At 61.4% G+C, this 16,583-nt stretch carries 15 protein-coding genes; 12 read left to right on the top strand and 3 right to left on the bottom strand.

The window, feature by feature from the left end; all coding sequences use genetic code 11:
* Positions 1-268: 268 nt before the first annotated feature.
* Entirely contained in the window at positions 269-1,195 is a 927-nt protein-coding gene (gene ylqF / locus B9Z48_RS07245; RefSeq protein WP_108377631.1) for a ribosome biogenesis GTPase YlqF, read from the top strand.
* 6 nt (positions 1,196-1,201) lie between these two features.
* Entirely contained in the window at positions 1,202-1,795 is a 594-nt protein-coding gene (locus tag B9Z48_RS07240; RefSeq protein ID WP_108377630.1) for a 3'-5' exonuclease, read from the top strand.
* A 15-nt stretch (positions 1,796-1,810) separates the two neighbouring features.
* Here the strand turns inward: B9Z48_RS07240 and B9Z48_RS07235 are convergent, their stop codons facing one another.
* Together B9Z48_RS07235 and B9Z48_RS21540 are read right to left on the bottom strand one after the other, a co-directional pair.
* Positions 1,811-2,773, bottom strand: coding sequence for a tripartite tricarboxylate transporter substrate binding protein (locus B9Z48_RS07235; protein WP_158273228.1), 963 nt, complete (start codon positions 2,771-2,773; stop codon positions 1,811-1,813).
* On the bottom strand, positions 2,770-3,510 hold the full coding sequence (locus B9Z48_RS21540; RefSeq protein ID WP_158273227.1) for a hypothetical protein: 741 nt from the start codon (positions 3,508-3,510) through the stop codon (positions 2,770-2,772). Before B9Z48_RS21540 ends, B9Z48_RS07235 begins: the two co-directional genes overlap by 4 nt.
* Positions 3,511-3,756: 246 nt before the next feature.
* Between B9Z48_RS21540 and B9Z48_RS07225 the strand changes: the two genes are divergently transcribed.
* From B9Z48_RS07225 to B9Z48_RS07210, 4 genes are all read left to right on the top strand, one after another.
* On the top strand, positions 3,757-4,680 hold the full coding sequence (locus tag B9Z48_RS07225; protein WP_108377660.1) for a 3-keto-5-aminohexanoate cleavage protein: 924 nt from the start codon (positions 3,757-3,759) through the stop codon (positions 4,678-4,680).
* 23 nt (positions 4,681-4,703) lie between these two features.
* Positions 4,704-5,690 (top strand): tripartite tricarboxylate transporter substrate binding protein, encoded by a 987-nt coding sequence (locus B9Z48_RS07220; protein WP_108377627.1) that lies wholly within the window; start codon positions 4,704-4,706, stop codon positions 5,688-5,690.
* A 3-nt stretch (positions 5,691-5,693) separates the two neighbouring features.
* Positions 5,694-6,611: an NAD(P)-dependent oxidoreductase gene (locus tag B9Z48_RS07215; RefSeq protein WP_089962833.1), complete on the top strand. Its 918-nt coding sequence runs from the start codon at positions 5,694-5,696 to the stop codon at positions 6,609-6,611.
* A gap of 588 nt (positions 6,612-7,199) precedes the next feature.
* Positions 7,200-8,459: an MgtC/SapB family protein gene (locus tag B9Z48_RS07210; RefSeq protein WP_158273226.1), complete on the top strand. Its 1,260-nt coding sequence runs from the start codon at positions 7,200-7,202 to the stop codon at positions 8,457-8,459.
* Positions 8,460-8,484: 25 nt separating this feature from the next.
* On the opposite strand, the gene B9Z48_RS07205 is transcribed toward B9Z48_RS07210, so the two are convergent.
* A complete protein-coding gene (locus B9Z48_RS07205; protein ID WP_108377625.1) occupies positions 8,485-9,189 on the bottom strand; it encodes a hypothetical protein in 705 nt (234 codons plus the stop codon).
* Between the two features lie 240 nt (positions 9,190-9,429).
* Between B9Z48_RS07205 and B9Z48_RS07200 the strand changes: the two genes are divergently transcribed.
* The 6 genes from B9Z48_RS07200 (at position 9,430) to B9Z48_RS07175 (ending at position 16,462) form a co-directional block, all read left to right on the top strand.
* On the top strand, positions 9,430-10,335 hold the full coding sequence (locus B9Z48_RS07200) for a hypothetical protein (protein ID WP_108377624.1): 906 nt from the start codon (positions 9,430-9,432) through the stop codon (positions 10,333-10,335).
* 99 nt (positions 10,336-10,434) lie between these two features.
* Positions 10,435-10,704: a hypothetical protein gene (locus B9Z48_RS07195; RefSeq protein WP_108377623.1), complete on the top strand. Its 270-nt coding sequence runs from the start codon at positions 10,435-10,437 to the stop codon at positions 10,702-10,704.
* A gap of 36 nt (positions 10,705-10,740) precedes the next feature.
* Entirely contained in the window at positions 10,741-11,970 is a 1,230-nt protein-coding gene (gene sbcD, locus B9Z48_RS07190; protein WP_108377622.1) for an exonuclease subunit SbcD, read from the top strand.
* A complete protein-coding gene (locus tag B9Z48_RS07185; protein ID WP_108377621.1) occupies positions 11,967-15,485 on the top strand; it encodes an AAA family ATPase in 3,519 nt (1,172 codons plus the stop codon). Before sbcD ends, B9Z48_RS07185 begins: the two co-directional genes overlap by 4 nt.
* A gap of 149 nt (positions 15,486-15,634) precedes the next feature.
* Positions 15,635-16,072: a hypothetical protein gene (locus B9Z48_RS07180; RefSeq protein WP_108377620.1), complete on the top strand. Its 438-nt coding sequence runs from the start codon at positions 15,635-15,637 to the stop codon at positions 16,070-16,072.
* A gap of 9 nt (positions 16,073-16,081) precedes the next feature.
* Entirely contained in the window at positions 16,082-16,462 is a 381-nt protein-coding gene (locus B9Z48_RS07175; protein ID WP_108377619.1) for a hypothetical protein, read from the top strand.
* Positions 16,463-16,583: the final 121 nt, after the last annotated feature.

Raw genomic sequence — 16,583 nt, 5'->3', positions numbered from 1 at the left:
TCTCCACCCCGCTTCGCAGCGACGCAGTTACCTTCGACTACGGGGCCTTGGCTTACCCCGACATGGACTCTCACCATGCTGTGTACGCGCCTTCACGGGCGCACTAGGAGCGACGCCCCCGTCGCGATCAAGCCTCGCAGACCACCACGCATCGCCTAGGCGGCTGGGCTCCCACAAAATGCAGGCCGCCTCCCGTCGCAACGACGCCCCCGTCGCGAAACTGCCCGACAATCAGCTCTTTTATCCTTTCGGTCAGCAGCGACTTTTTATGGCGATTCAATGGTTTCCCGGACACATGCACCTCACGCGCAAGGCGATTGGGGAGCGCATCAAAGACATCGATGTGGTCATTGAGATGCTGGACGCCCGCCTGCCGGGTTCGAGTGCCAACCCGATGCTGGCCGATCTGATCGAGGGAAAACCGGCCCTCAAAATCTTGAGCAAACAAGATTTGGCCGACCCGGTGCAAACCGCCGCTTGGCTGGCCCACTACAACGCCCTGCCCGGTGTGAGCGCCTTGGGCCTGGACACCAGCATGACCCAGCCTGCCAAGGCCTTGATTGACGCCTGCCGCCAGCTCGCGCCCAACCGGGGCGGCATGGTCAAACCCATGCGGGTGCTCATTTGCGGCATTCCCAACGTGGGCAAATCCACGCTGATCAACACCCTCAAGGGCAAACGTGCGGCCAAAACCGGTGACGAAGCGGGCGTGACCAAGCTGGAACAGCGCATCACGCTGGCCGATGACTTTTATTTGTACGACACGCCCGGCGTGCTGTGGCCGCGCATCATCGTTGAGCAAAGCGGCTACAACCTGGCGGCCAGCGGCGCCATTGGCGTGAACGCTTTTGACGAAGAGGTGGTGGCGCTCGAACTGCTCAACTACCTGATCCCGCATTACCCGCAGGCCATCACCGAGCGCTACAAGGTGAAAGACGTGGCCAGCCACACCGACGAATCTTTGTTGGAAGCCATTGCCCGACACCGTGGCGCGATTCAAAGTGGCGGCCGGGTCAACACCACCAAGGCCGCCGAAATCGTGATCCACGACTTTCGGGCTGCCGCATTGGGCCGTTTGACGCTGGAAACCCCCACCCAATTTGCCGCTTGGCTGGCCGAAGGCAAAAAGGCCGATGCCGAGCGTGCCGTGCGCAAAGAAGGCACCAAAAAGGCCAAAAAAGCCATGAAAGACTGAGCCCCCATGCACCCCCACCACCCGACCCCCGACAAAGAGGCGATCGCCCTGCTGCCCGAATTTGAGCGTTTAGGGCTGGACCGCATCAGCTTGGTGAGCACCGGCGCACAAGCCATGGCAGCGCGTGAGCAACTTTTAGCGGCCAAAGCGTGGGGCTTTGACACCGAGTCCAAGCCCACCTTCAAGGTGGGTGAGCAGTCAGACGGTCCGCACGTTTTGCAACTGTCCACCGCCGAACGGGCCTGGGTTTTTCAGCTGCACGAGCCCGAGTGCCGGGCGATTGCTGCCGATTTGCTGGCGCAAGGCGGCATTGTCAAAGCCGGGTTTGGTTTGGGCGATGACCGCAAGCGCATCGTGCACAAGCTGGGCATTGAGCCACAAGGCATTTTGGAACTTAACACGATTTTTCGGGAACGCGGTTACCGCAAAGACATGGGCGTCAAAGGCGCGGTGGCGGTGCTGTTTGGGCAACGATTCATCAAGTCCAAAAAAGCGGCCACCAGTAACTGGGCCAACGCCCGCTTGAGCGAGGCACAGTTGGTGTACGCCGCCAATGACGCTTATGCGGCCATCAGGGTTTGGCAGGCCTTGGGGGCTTGAAGGCTGGGGCGGCCTTCACTCGGGCTTGACCCCTGCTTGCTGGGCCACTTTTTTCCAGCGGACCAATTCCTGCTTGATGTAGGCGGAAAACTCTTCTGGCGAGGTGGCCACGGCCATGGCGCTGTATTGCGAAAATTTGTCTTTGACCTCGGCCGAGGCCATGACGTTGGCCAGCCCGCGGTGCAGTCGCTGCACAACCGATTTGGGCGTGCCCGCTGGCACCACAATGCCCTGCCAAGAACTCACATCAAAACCGGCATACCCCTGCTCTGCCACGGTTGGCAATTGGGGGGCGGCGCTGGCCCGTTTGTCGGTGGTGACCGCCAATGCTCGGGCCTTGCCCGCAGCCACCTGCGGGTAGATGCTGGAAAAGGGGTCAAACAGCACCTGAATTTGCCCACCCACCAAATCGGTGATCGCCGGTGCACTGCCCTTGTAAGCAATGTGGTTCATGCGAATGCCCGCCAGGCTGTTGAACTGCTCTACCGCCAGATGGATGGAGCTGCCCGCCGTGCCGTAATTGAGCTGGCCAGGCTGATTTTTGGCCAGCTGCACCAGCTCACCCAAGGTTTTGGCTGCAACCCCTGGATGCACCGTGATGAGCAAGGGTTGCACGGCCACCATGCTGACGGGGTCAAAGCTGGTGACGGGGTCATAGCCGAGTTTGGCAAAAGTGGCCGAATTGATGGCCAAAGTGCTGATGTTGCCCATGATCAGGGTGTAGCCGTCGGCGGGTGCACGGGCACCCAGCTCTGCACCGATGGCCCCACTGGCTCCGGCCCGGTTTTCCACCACAATCGGCTGCCCCAGATCGGCACTGAGCTTGACCGACACGGTCCTGGCCACAATGTCGGTCACGCCACCGGGCGGAAAAGGCACGATCATGCGCAGGGGCTTGTTCGGAAAATCGGCCTGAGCCCAAGCCAATGAGCTGAACAAACCCAACACGATGGGCCATGACTTGAAAAAACGTTTCATGCGAGGCTCTCCTGGTAAACCGTTTCTCTGGGTGGGCAATGCAGGCTCAGCACCAAGGCCCCTTGTGCTCCGGCCTGGCAGGCGGGCATGGGCTCGTCTTGGGACACAAAAAAGAGCTCCCATGGCTGCAATGTTTGGGCGCCCAGCACCAGCTGCCCTTGCAAGACGAACACAAACACCCCTTGACTGGCGGCATGTCGGCTCAGCTGTAGCTCTGCATGGGGGGCCAAGGGCAGGTAGCCCACTCCCAAACCATCGTCGTCAAAAGGATGCAAGGCCACGGCCTGCCCGGGCTGCGCACCGTCCGGGGGCTTGGCCAGATCCAAAGGTCCCACGGTCAAATGCCGTTTGGGGCCACGCACCATTTTTTCGCGGGCCTCTGTGGTGGGAATGAAGCCAGACTCGCACACCGGGCGGATGGTGAAGTACTGGATGCCCTGTGCCCCCGAAATCAAGGGACCATAACCGGTGTAGGCACCCGCGTAATGCACCGTCACCGTTTGCAGGGCATGGGCACCAATGGTGCCATCGCCGTCGACAAACACCTGGAACTGGTTTTGACGGTGGAAGTGCGACTCCAAGGTGCAATGTGGAGGTTGTTCGATCAAGGAGGCCGTGGGTGACAAGGTGGGGTCCTCGCCAGACTCCAGCCACTCGGACTTGTAAAAGTGCTCGACCATGCTGGGCAGTTGTCTGCGCCGGGTCTGGCCATGCGCTCGGGTTCCTATGGCAATCATCGAAAACTCCAGGACTTTGAATGCCTCAGTTTGGCCAATGCGACCCCAAGGGGCAAGCCAAAAATGTCTTGTGGGCGACTTTCAAACCGGGTTGGGGATGCACAGGGCCACTGTTGCTGAAGCGACAGTTTGGGGCCTTGCGAACCATGGCCCGAGGGTTTACGCGCGTGTGGTGCAGACAGCGAATTTGTAGCATGCCAGTTGTTGTGGCCTGCACCACCGTGCAAGCCGAAAGAAAGCGCTGCCATGTCCAAAGTCATCATCACCTGTGCCGTCACCGGGGCCATTCACACGCCCTCCATGTCCCCCCACCTGCCAGTCACGCCCGAAGAAATCATTGAGGCGTCGATCGGGGCCGCCGAGGCGGGGGCAGCCATCATCCACCTGCACGCACGCGATCCTGTCACTGGCAAGCCCGACCAAAGCCCCGAGGCCTTTGCCAAATTTTTGCCGCAAATCAAGGCCGGCACCAACGCGGTGATCAACCTCACCAGCGGGGGCTCGCCCTTCATGAAGATCGACGAGCGCATTCAGCCCTCGATGCGGTTTTCGCCCGAAGTGGCGTCGCTCAACATGGGCTCGTTCAACTTTGCCCTGTTTCCCATGCTGGAGCGTTTCACCGATTTGAAACACGACTGGGAACGCGAACACTTGGAAAACAGCCGCGACCTGATTTTTCGCAACACCTTCAAGGACATCGAGTTCGCCCTGAAGGCCTGCAACGCCAATCAGACACGCTTCGAGTTTGAGTGCTACGACATTGGCCACCTGTACAACCTGGCCCACTTTGTGGACAAGGGTTTGATCAAAGCGCCGTTTTTTGTGCAGTCGGTGTTTGGCATTTTGGGCGGTATTGGCACCCACCCCGAAGACGTGATGCACATGAAACGCACGGCCGACCGCTTGTTTGGCAAGGACTACCAATGGTCGGTGCTGGGTGCCGGGCGTCACCAGATGCGCATTGCCGCCATGGGCGCAAGCCTGGGGAGCAATGTGCGCGTGGGCCTGGAAGACAGCCTGTGGATCGGCAAAGGCAAGCTGGCCGAGAGCAACGCCCAGCAAGTGCGCCAGGCCCGCGCCATCATCGAAGGGCTGGGCCTGGAAGTGGCCACACCGGATGAAGCCCGCGCCATGCTGCAGCTCAAGGGCGCAGCCAACACCCACATTTGATCAACAACAACGGAGACCTTCTCATGCAACGCAGACACCTTTTATCGACCGCCGCAGCCGGTGCCGCAGTTTTGGCAGCGCCATCGTCATGGGCCCAAAGCGCGGGCTATCCCAACCGCCCGATCAAGCTGATCGTGCCCTTCCCAGCAGGCGTGTCGCCCGATGTGGTGGCGCGTTTGGTGGGTGACAAGCTCAGCCAGGCGCTGGGTCAGCCCGTGGTGGTGGAAAACCGCCCTGGCGCTGGCGGCATGATCGGCGCAGAGGCTGGCACCAACAGCGCCGCCGATGGCTACAGCCTGTTTTACAGCGTCAAGGCGGTGCATGCGATTGCCCCCAACGTGTATCAAAACCCCAAGTTCAACCCTGTGCGCGACTTCAGGGCCGTGAGCCAGTTGCTCTTGGTGCCGCATGTGCTGACCGCATCGCCCGGCACGCCCTACAACAACATGAAAGAGCTGGTTGAGTTTGCCAAACGCAACCCCGGCAAGATCAACTACGCCTCGCTGGGTGTGGGCTCGCAGCCGCATGTGGCCATGGAAGCATGGGCACAGCGCCTGGGCATCAAGCTCAACCATGTGCCCTACAAAACCAACCCCTCGCCCGACGTGATGAGTGGCGTGGTCAGCCTGTCCATCGAGGCGTCCACCACCGCCATTCCCCTCATCAAGGGGGGCAAGGTCAAGGGCCTGGCCATTTCGGGGGCCGAGCGCATTGCCAACCTGCCCGATGTGCCCACCATGACCGAGTTCGGGTCCACGCTCGACGTGAACGGCCAGATCGGCAGTTCATGGCATGGCATCTTTGCGCCCAAAGCCACGCCCGACGATGTCGTGGCCAAGCTCAACACCGAAATCGTGAAAATTGTGAAGTTGCCCGAAATCCAGTCGCGCATGCGCGATTTGGGCCTGACGCCCACGGGCACCTCGGCCGACGCCATGACCGCTGTGGCCACCGCAGACAATGTGTTCTGGGCCAAGCTGATCAAGGACTTTGACATCAAGGTGGAGTAAGGCTTGCGCACCACTGCACACCCCAGCCCACCCACGGTGGGCCTGATTGGCCTGGGCATCATGGGCTCGGCCATGGCGGCCAATCTTGTCAAAGCCGGGTTCGAGGTCTATGGCTACGACCCGGTCGCCGCCGCACGCCGGGCCCTGAAAAAAGCCGGTGGCCACGCTTGCAAAAGCGTGGCCGAAGTGGCGCAACACAGCCCGCATTTGCTGCTGTCGCTGCCCAGCGAAGCGGCACTGGACCAGGTGTGCGCCGAGTTGCTGGCCACGGGCCTCAAAGGTTTGATTGCCGCAGAAACCAGCACCTTGCCCGAGGTGTGCAAGCGGCGCAACCGGGACGCCTTGGCCAAACAACGCATCACCTTGCTGGACTGTCCGCTGTCGGGCACAGGCGCACAGGCCTTGACCCGCGACCTGGCGGTGTATGCCAGCGGCAATGCCAAAGCCATTCGCGCCTTACACGGGGTTTTTGAGGGCTTTGCCCGCGTGCGCTACGACGTGGGCGATTTTGGCAATGGCATGCGCATGAAGTTGGTGGCCAACTTATTGGTGGCGATTCACAACGTGTCCTCGGCCGAGGCGATCTTGATGGGAGCTCGTGCCGGCCTGGACCCTGCCACCATCGTCAAAGTGGTGGCCGATGGCGCAGGTGGCTCGCGCATGCTGCAGGTGCGCGGGCCCATGATGGTGGACCGGTCTTGGGACCAAGCCACCATGAAAGTGGGCATTTGGCAAAAGGACATGAAGCTGATTCAAGAACTTTTGCAAGCCACCGACACGCCTGCCCCGCTGTTTTCGGCCACCTTACCCATTTACAACGCCGCCATGGCCATGGGGCACGCGCTGGACGACACCGCATCGGTGTTTGATGTGTTGGAGCGCTGGACACAGGTGACGCCTGTGACCCCAAAGAAAAAATAACACCCCAAGCCGCCTTGGCTCTTGATCCGGCCCTGTGAAATTTAAAGAGCAAATCGCGACGGGGGCGTCGCTCCTACAGGGGAATGCCCTGCATTTTGTAGGAGCCCTGCCCTCGGGGCGATTCTTTTTGGTTTGCGGGAGTTTTCGCGACGGGGGCGTCGCTCCTACAGGGGAATGCCCTGCATTTTGTAGGAGCCCCGCCCTCGGGGCGATTCTGGGTGGTTTGCGGGGGTTATCGCGACGGGGGCGTCGCTCCTACAGAGGCATGACCTGCAGTTTGTAGGAACCCCGCCCTCGGGGCGATTCTTTGTGGTTTGCGGGGGTTTTCGCGACGGGGGCGTCGCTCCTACGGGGGAATGACCTGCATTTTGTAGGAGCCCCGCCCTCGGGGCGATTCTGGGTGGTTTGCGGGGGTTATCGCGACGGGGGCGTCGCTCCCACAGGGAAATGACCCGCAGTTTGTAGGAGCCCCGCCCTCGGGGCGATGCTTGGTGAAAGGCTTGGGACGGATTTTTTGTGGCAACTCGTCCCTGTGGGCGATTTCTTGCGCACCGACAAGGCAAGGCGGCATGGTGCAAGATGGACCCCATGCCCCCAATGCCCCCCATTCCAGCTTCGACCCTCATCAGTTTGTGTGTGGCCTTTGGCGTGGGGCTCTTGATTGGGGCAGAGCGTGAACGCCGCAAGGGCAGTGGACCCAACCGGCGTGCGGCGGGCATCCGCACCTTCACCGTGAGCAGTGTGTTGGGGGCCTTGGCCATGCTGCTGGGCGGCACCGATTTGTTGTGGCTGGCCCTGGCTTTTGTGGCGGGGCTGATGCTGCTGGCCTACCATCGAAGCCACACCGATGACCCGGGTGTGACCACCGAAATAGCCCTGGTTTTAAGCTGTGTTTTGGGGGGCTTGGCCATGAAAGAGCCAGCGCTGGCCGCAGGCATTGGCGCTGGCATGGCCTTGCTGCTGGCCAGCAAAGACCGGCTGCACCAATGGGTGAGCAGTTGGATGAGCGAACACGAGTTGCACGACGTGTTGGTGTTTTTTTCGGTCGCGCTCATCGCCCTGCCCTTGGCACCCAACCGCTTCATGGGGCCCTGGGATGCACTCAACCCTCACGCACTGACCCTGCTGGTGGTCTTGATCATGGGCGTGCATGGCTTGGGTTATGTGGCTTTGCGGGCTTTGGGCCCGACGCGGGGCTTGCCGCTGGCCGGGTTTGTGGGTGGCTTCATCTCCAGCACCGCCACCATCCACGCCATGGGCACACGCTCGCGTGCGCACAAAGTGTCCATACACTCGGCGGTCACCGGGGCCGCACTGTCCAATGTGTCGACGGTCATCCAACTGACTTTGTTGGTGGGCCTGGTGACCCCCGAGGCTTTGGTTTTTTTGGGCTGGCCTTTGGGGCTGGGCCTGGGGGCCACGGTGGGGTATGGGCTGCTTTTTTACAGCCTGTCCACGGCCCACCCCGGTGACGGACTGCCTCAAAACGACCCCGGCCATGCCTTCGATTTGAAATCAGCGCTGGGCTTTGCCACCTTGTTGACGGGCATTTTGTTGGTCTCTGCGGCTTTGCACGAGTGGCTGGGCACCCAGGCCTTGTGGCCCACCGCCGCATTGACCGGTTTGGCCGATGCCCACGCGGGTGCACTTTCGGCTTTGTCTTTGGCAGCAGGCCAAAAAATCACCGCCGAACAAGCGGTTTGGCCTGTGCTGATCAGCCTGTCGGCCAACACAGGCACCAAGGCCTTGGTGGCTTTTCAAAGCGGCGGGTGGCCTTTTGCGGTTCGCGTGGTGCCCGGTTTGCTGGCCTTGGTTGGATCTGTCTGGGTGGGGGTTTTGTGGGTTTGAAGCCCCACCGCGCCAGACCTTGGGTTCAAAACTCCCAAGCCATGCCCAACTGGGCCAAGGGATGGCCATCACCGCGACCCACCGCGCCAGACAGTTTGAGACCTGGGGCCAGCTCGTAGCGCAAACCCAGGGCCCGCATGGGGCGGCTGTGTTCTTGGCCAAAGACCTCTGCGGTGAGCGTCAAACTGGAAGCCAAAGGGTGCTCGTAACCCATGCCCCAAGTGCCCACCGTCTGGCCCACACCTGACGCTTTGAGGCGACTGCTTCCCAGATTCAGGTGCACGGCATGCCCGTCTTGGGCACGCCAGGTGGCCAGCGCGTTGACCGCACTTTCGCGCTCGGTGGAGCGCTCTTGGGTGTCGCCCAAAGTCAAACGTGTCCGTCCAAAATCGAGAGAAGCCCCCAAAGACCAACCCGTTTTGTTTTGAATGGGCACCCACTTGAAGCCCAGCCCCACGGCGCTCAAGCGAGAAGCCGGACGGGTGGCATGGTCGCGGTCTTGGGCCACCGCAACACCCACTTCAAGACTGGGCAGGGGACTGAAGCCATAAACCCCTTCAACGCCCCGCTGCTGAGCGTCTTTGCGCCAAATGGCCTCCAGCTTCATGCCGCCTGCCTCCAGGGTACCGGCGTCGTCCACATGCATGGGCGATTCTGCAAAGGCAGGTGTTGACAACATCAGCACAGCGCTGCTCGAGAGCAAAAAAGGGCGTTTCAAAAGCATGGACATGGTGATTTTTGGAATGAAAACTTGGAATGGATGGGTTTGTCTGTGTTGCAGGGTCGTTTTTGGCCAATTCCCAGCGCAAGAACCCACCCTCAAATCTTAACGAGGGCAGCATCCGCTGCCCCTGCCGGCCGGTGAATGTCCTCAGATCCTCAAGACCTGGCCTTGGCACGAAGAGGCCCTAAAATCAAAAACTGCCCTCCCCGCTCGCTGCGCGAGTCCGACTTTGACCGATTTTTCACCATGTCCACACCCCTGGGCCACAGCGCCGACCCCCACTCCCCCGCCCCCGCATCGGTGCTGGAATTTGCCAACAGCCAATGGCGGGTGCGCAGGCCCAAACCTTTTGTGTTGGTGATCGAGGGTGAAGCGGGAACGCCTTGCACCGAAGGGACCAGCGACTACCTGCACGACAAACTGCTGCTGCCCGAATGGCGCGAAGCCTTTTACCAACTGGTCGACACCACCGGGCTGGTGGTCTGCCTGAATGTGGACACCAAGCACCCCACTTACCGCGATGTGCGCGGGCGTTCCAGCAAAGGGCGACTGAGCCAAGGCGAGTATTACCACCACGACGGCTGCACAGGCCCCGTCAAGCCGCGCTTTGTCGAAATTCGCTGCCCTGTTCAGCCACAAACACGCGGCGTGGCCACCGCAGTGGCGCCGCACCGCGATGTGGTGCAGGCCATGGTGGCCGTCTTGCCCACTGATTTGGCCGCGGCCCCCGCACTGGCTGGCCATGACCTGAGCCCGGCCGCCATCCGCCAAATGGACGATGCCGCGCTCGACCAATTGCAAGGCCTGATCACCCGCACCGTGCGCAAAAAGCTCACCGCCGAAGGCGCTCGCGCCTACTTTCGTGAGGTCGATGCGGCGGCCAACGCTTACTTTGAGCCTTGGGCTTTGGGGGAAAGCCGCTTCATTGCCAACGCCAACAAGGGCGTGACCCTGCAACACCGCCGCGCCTACCAAGCACCTCACACTGGCGGCGTGGCCAATGGACACTTGGTCAAGCGCTGGACGAACGAAGAACTGCTGCTGCCCGGCCAGTTGCCTGACCCGGCATTCATGGCGGCGCTGTGCAGTGAAGAATCCGAAGAAGGCCAAGGCGCCGAGCCTGCCCAGGCTTGCTACCTCGCCCCCCATTGACCGCCGTTGTGACCGCCTTTGTGTCCTTCTTGGCCCACTCTGGCGGGATGGACACACCCCCACAACGCACATGTCATCTCACACGAAAGCGATACCCGCATGCACATCGGTTCCGCAAAGCAAGGCCACCACATGGGGGTGGCCACTCTGTTCTTAGAGGCCTGCGAAGTGATGGAGGCCATCGAAATTGAAACTTGGGTCACCCAGCACCAATTGCGCCACATTCACATCAACGACCCCGACAATTCACTCGATTATTCGACGGTTCATGCCTTGTTTGCAGACGATCAGGTCACACTGGCCGTGACCCAAATCACGCAAGACAACCCTTACAGCCACCACCTTCAGGTGCTATTGATGGCGAGCTGAACCGCCCCATTGCCGGCCCTTTGCATTCAAGTCCCCATGCGCATCCTCCACACCTCTGATTGGCACTTGGGCCAGCACTTCATGGGCAAGAGCCGCCAAGCCGAACACCAGGCCTTGATCCGGTGGATGCTGGTGCAAGTCGAGGAGCACCAGGTCGACGCTGTGCTCATCGCAGGCGATATTTTTGATGCCGGCGCCCCGCCCAGTTATGCCCGCGAGTTGTACTGCGACATGGTGGCCCAATTGCACCGCGCCGGGGTGGCCCTGCTGCTGCTGGGGGGCAACCACGACTCGGTGGCCACTTTGGGGGAAAACCGATCGTTGCTGAGCGTGCTGAACACCCACCTTGTGGCCGCTGTCAGCGAGCCGGCCCAGCATGTGGTGGTCTTGCCCCAACGCCATGGCGAGGCGGGCTGCATCGTTTGCGCCGTGCCCTTCATCCGACCGCGCGATGTGGTGCAAAGCCAAGCCGGGCAAAGTGCGCAAGACAAGCAGCTGGCCATGCAAAGCGCCATGGAAGCCTTTTACCAAAGCGTGTACGAGGCCGCACTTGTCCGCCAAGACCAATTGCAGCAACAACTGGGGCGGCGCATCCCAATCATGGCCACCGGACACCTCACCACCGTGGGTGCCAGCAGCAATGAATCGGTGCGTGAAATTTATGTGGGTTCGCTGGAGGCCTTCCCCACCGCCGCGTTTCCACCCGCCGACTACATCGCCTTGGGCCACATCCACAAGCCCCAAAAAGTAGGGGGCCTGGAACACATCCGCTACTGCGGCTCACCGATCCCGCTTGGCTTTGACGAAGCCTTGCAGCAAAAGGAAATGCTGCGGGTGGACCTGGACGCCACGGGTTTGCTTGCCGTCACCCCCTTGCCGGTGCCCAGGTTTCAGCCCCTCATCAGCCTGACAGGCAATTTGGCGCAACTGGCCGAGGCCATGCCCCTGGCCGCGGCCCAAGGCAGCCCCGAACAACCCGCATGGCTGGAGGTGACCGTGGCCGAAGACGATTATTTGTCCGACCTGCCCGCCCGCCTGGGCAGCCTCACGCAGGGCCTGCCGCTTGAAGTGCTGCGGGTGCGCCGTCAACGCAACAACACCCCGGCTGCCCTGCCCAATGCGGCGCTGGAGACCCTGGACGAACTCAGCCCCGAAGAGGTGTTTGCCAGGCGCTTGGCGCTCGAAGACTTATCCGGCGATCTGAACACGGCCCTGGGCCAGCGATTTCGCGAAGTGCTCAGCGGCATCACCGAGGTGTCGGCATGAAGATCCTCAAGCTGCGCCTGAAAAACCTGAACTCGCTCAAGGGCGAATGGGCCATTGACTTCACCTTGCCCCCCTTCACCGACAACAGCCTGTTTGCCATCACCGGGCCAACCGGTGCGGGTAAATCCACCTTGCTCGATGCCATTTGCCTGGCGCTCTACCACGAAACGCCGCGCCTCAAAAGCGTCTCCAAGTCGGCCAACGACATCATGACGCGACACACGGCCGACTGTTTGGCCGAGGTGGAGTTTGAAGTCAAGGGCTCGGTTTACCGGGCTTTTTGGAGCCAACGGCGTGCACGCGACAGAGCCGACGGCGAGTTGCAAAACCCCAAAGTCGAACTCTCGAGCGTGGACCCGGCGACGGGCCAAGGCCCCATCTTGAGCGCTCAGAGTCACGACAAAATCAAGCGCGTGGCCGAGATCACGGGCCTGGACTTTGGGCGCTTTACACGGTCCATGCTTTTGGCCCAAGGCGGCTTTGCGGCCTTTTTGAACGCCAGTACCAACGACCGCGCCGAATTGCTTGAAGAGCTGACGGGCACAGACATTTATGGCCGCATTTCGAGCCGCGTGTATGAGCAAGCGCGTCAAGCCAAGCAACAACTGGAGCAGCTTCAGGCCCGCGCCGACGGCGTGACCTTGCTGCCCGCCGACACGCGTGAGGCCATGCAGGCCGACTTGGACCAGTGGTCAGCGGCTTTGGCCAGCTTGCAAACGGCGTGGGACTCGGCCCAAGCCCAGCGCCAATGGCACCACGAACTGGCGCAAAGCAGCCAAGAGGTGCAGGCCGCACAAACCGCGCACAGCAGCGCTCACGCAGCGTGGCAAAACGCGGGGCCAGACCTGCTGCGCTTGGCCCAAAGCGAACCGGCCCAAGCGCTCCAAGGGCCACACACCGCGCGTGAACAAGCCCGCAAGGCCCTTGAACAGACCCAAACCCTGCTGGTGCAATTGCAAGCGCAACGTGACAGCGACTTCAAAGCGCAGCTGCACCAACAACACCGCGCCAAAACCTTGTCCGCCACCCTGGCTTCGGTGGCGCAAAAGCGCTTGACGGACCTGCAAGCCGAGCACCAGCGCCTTGTGGACAACTGCGCACAGCACCCCCAACACGCCCAACTCGGCGAGCAGCTGGGCAGTTGGCGTCAGCAGTTTGAACAACTGCACTCGCGCCACAGCCAAGCCCAAGCCCAGCAAAGCAAGCTCAAAGCCCTGCAAGCTGACGCCGACAAGTTGCGGCAAGACATCACACAGCAAACCGACCGGGTCCAGCAGGCAAGGCAGGCGCAAAACGCATCGGCCCAGGCGCAAGACGAGGCCCAAACGGCCCAGAACCAGCGTTTGCGTGGCTTGACGCTGTCGGTTCTGCGTGATCACTGGAAAAGCGCACATGCCCAAGAGGGTGCCGCCCGGCACATCGTGCAGCTGGCGCAACAAGGCCGCGAGATGACACTGCGGCAAACCGAGCTGGCACAGCAGCTGCACACCACAGCCGATGCCATCTTGTCGCAAGAAGCCCAGCGCCGCGTGTTGCTGGACCGTCACAGCGACCTGAAAGAACAAGTGGCGGACAAACGAACCTTGCTGACGCAAGAGCGCCTGATCCGAAGCCTGGACCAGCACCGCCAGGCCTTGCAAGCCGGTGACGCCTGCCCGCTTTGTGGGTCGGTGGAGCACCCGGCTGTCGCCGCCTACACAGCCTTGGACATCTCGGCCGCAGAAGCAGCCTTGCTGGAAAAGCAAACCGCGCTGGACCAGCTGGTGGCCCAGGGCCAAGCCCTGGCGACCCAGCTGGAGGGCGACAAAGCCCTTCATCAGAATCAGCTGCGCCAGCAACAAGACACAGCAAAGCACCTGGCGCAGTGGCAATCGGCTTGGGATGCAGCCCTGGCACAGACCCGCGCTGCGCCCCTGGCCAGCCCACCCCTGGACCCGAAGGCCTGGCAAGACCCCACCTCACTGGCGGCTCGGCAACAAAGCGCCGCCGCTCTTTTGGCGCAATCGGGTGCGGACCTGCAAGCCGCTGAAGCGGGTGAAGAAGGTCTGCAACGGGCCATGGCCCTGCACGCCCAAAACGTTCAAGCCCTGCAGGCGGCCGAGCACCAACTCAACTTGCGCCATCAAGCCGCAGACACTGCGCAAACCCACCAAAACCAGCTGCACGCCGACCTGGCCACCACACAAGCCGACATCCACCGGACCAGGGCACAGCTGCAAGCCGAGCTGAGCGCTGCCGGCCACACCATGCCCGCAGATCCTGCCCCATGGCTGAGCGAACGCAGTGCCGAATGGCAGCACTGGCAGGACACGCAACAACGCATCCAGCGGCTGCGCCCCAGCATCACCTGGCAACAAGCCCAAAGTGACATCGCACACGAGCAAGCCTTGGCCTGGGCGCAGCGCTGGGACGCACTGCACAGCCAGGCCGCAGGTTTTGGGGGGATGCTGACAGAAGACTTGGCATCGCCCCTGCCCGCCCTGCCCGAAGCGGCCTTGCCCGCTGCCTTGGCCGCGAGCACACAAGCCATTGCAGGGCTTGCTCAAGCCCTGGCCGAAACAGAAGGTCGCCAATCCCAGACACAAGCCACAAGGCACCAACAAAACCTGGCACTTGAAGCGGCCGCGCACAACTGGCAGACCGCCTTGCAAGCCAGCCCTTTTGCCGATCAGGCCGCATTCGAGGCCGCTCTGCTGCCCGACGCCCTGCGGCAAAGTCTGTTGGCCCAGAAAGACCAACTGAGCCAAGCACGGCAAAGCGCAGATGCTTTGTTGCAAGCGGCCTTGGCCAAGCAAGCCGAGCTGCAAGCCCAAACGCCCACCTTGCAAAGCGCACAAGAGGTCGAGGCTCAACTGAGCGCACTGCAGGCAGAACGCAACCGGCACAACGAAATGATCGGTGCCCACCGCGCACTGTTGGCCCAAGACCAACAACTGCGCAGCAGCCAAGAAGCTTTGTGGGCGCAAATCCAGCAACACACCAGCGATTCAGACCTGTGGCAACGCCTGGACGGGCTGATCGGCTCGGCCAAGGGCGACAAATTCCGCAAATTTGCCCAAGGCCTGACCCTGGACCACTTGCTGCAACTGGCCAATCAACATCTCGCTCGCCTGCACGGGCGCTACCTGCTGCGCCGCAAAAAACTGGGCGAACTGGAGCTGGACATCGTGGATGCGTGGCAAGGCGATGTGGCTCGTGACACGCGCACCCTGTCCGGTGGTGAGAGTTTTCTGGTCAGTCTGGCCCTTGCTTTGGCCCTGTCGGACCTGGTGAGCCACAAAACATCCATCGACTCGCTGTTCCTGGACGAAGGGTTTGGCACCCTGGATGGCGACACCCTGGAAATCGCCCTGAGCGCCTTGGACACCCTGAATGCCAGCGGCAAGATGATTGGCATCATCAGCCATGTGGAAGCCCTGAAAGAACGCATTCCAGCCCAGATCAGGGTGGAAAAAGGCGGCGGTGTGGGGCATTCGCGTTTGTCGCAAACCCTCACCACTTTCAGACCGAGCTGAAAACGATCTTCAGAAATTCCTTATTTAAAGGAATAAAAATCAGTTTTACTCTGATTTTTAAGAAGTGTTGTTGTGTTTAAAGTCCGAACACGGCTGACCCGTGCACACCGTGTGAACAGGTCCAAGCCCGACTTTGAAAGGTCCATGACATGCGCTCTTACACCCCCAACAGCCCACAAGCAGCGGCACGCGTCGTGGCCATGGCCTTGCTGGCTGACGGCCACCTGTCCATGACCGAACTGCACGCCGTGGACCCCCTCAAGGTCACACGATGTCTCGGCTTGGATGCCAGCCATTTCGCCGATGTGCTGGAAGGCTTTTGCCAAGACCTGCTGGTGTCACACCGTGGCCCCTGGACCGGCTCATCACAATTGGACGAACACATTCGCCTAGAACTCTTGCACGAAATCACCCACCCTGAAATCCAGCAACAAGTGATGAATATGTGCGCAGCCCTCATCCAATCAGACGGTCATGTGGCCGACAACGAAATGCTCATGCTCGATGCATTGGCTGGTGCATGGCCCCACCGGATGGCCACAAAGGACTTGCGCACAACAGCGCCCGCCAGCCTTGGCGTTCACTGAAAGGGCACCATGAAAATCGTGTTGTGGGTGGTTTTGGCAGCGCTGCTGGCCCTGTGGACCGGTTTTGCAGCCATGTCTGCGGGACTGGTCGCTTGGCTCTTGTCGTCAGTGGCTGAAGGGCAAATCAGCAGCGCTGCGCAGGCGCTGGGGCAGTGGCCCATCCCCGCCTGGCTCAGCCCTTGGGTGGACCGGGCTCTGGTGGCCGACATGCAGGCGACTTGGTTGGCTGCGGTGCAGGGGTTGAACACCATGATGCCCTCTGCCAGCAGTTTGACGGGCTGGATCGTGCCGCTGGTGTGGGTGTTGTGGGGCGTGGTCAGCCTGGCCCTGGTGGTCGCGGCCCTTGTGGCGCACTGGTTTTTGGCCCGCATGGCCCGAATGACCCGCTGACACGCGGGTTTTATGGATCCGGCCCTGTAAATTTTGAAGTGAAAGGCTTGTCTTGGGCACGGCGATCAGTTTGCGAGCCCCGTGCCTGGGTGAGGGTCTTTGTGTGGGAGCCCCGCCCTCG

Source organism: Limnohabitans sp. WS1, from assembly GCF_003063265.1.
Taxonomy (GTDB): Bacteria; Pseudomonadota; Gammaproteobacteria; order Burkholderiales; family Burkholderiaceae_C; genus Limnohabitans_A.
Note: the sequence above shows the minus strand (reverse complement) of the source record. Positions and strands in the feature narration are given on the sequence as shown.